This is a genomic window from Pseudohalocynthiibacter sp. F2068, from assembly GCF_023015645.1.
Lineage (GTDB): Bacteria > Pseudomonadota > Alphaproteobacteria > Rhodobacterales > Rhodobacteraceae > Pseudohalocynthiibacter > Pseudohalocynthiibacter aestuariivivens.
In genome coordinates, this window is sequence record NZ_JALKAK010000045.1 from 1 (window position 1) to 331 (window position 331).

At 56.2% G+C, this 331-nt stretch carries 1 protein-coding gene; it reads right to left on the reverse strand.

Annotation, left to right across the window (positions count from 1 at the left end; all coding sequences use genetic code 11):
- Window positions 1-331, reverse strand: a 331-nt coding sequence (locus MWU63_RS20335) for a transposase (RefSeq protein ID WP_247079830.1), incomplete at both ends; no start/stop codon positions are given.

Consider the following 331-nt stretch of genomic DNA (forward strand, 5'->3'; position numbering starts at 1 on the left):
TTTTTGGCTCCGACCTGATCGACCGAATGCGGGACGTCATGCCCAGGACCAACAAACGGCGTATGTATTGATCTCCTATCTTCGAGATGTGGCCCAAGCGCTCCTTTCCGCCACTTGATCTATTGAGCGGTGTCAGTCCCAACCAGGCGGCAAACTCTCTGCCGTTGCTGAACTGCTCGCCGCTGCCGACCGTCGCAACGATTGCTGATGCTGTGATCGGTCCGACACCGGGTATCGTCCGCAACAACGCAACGCGTTTCTCGCTTTTGGCAATCTGCGTCATATGCCGCGAATGCCGCAGGATCTTCGCATGTAGGAACAGCAGTTGATC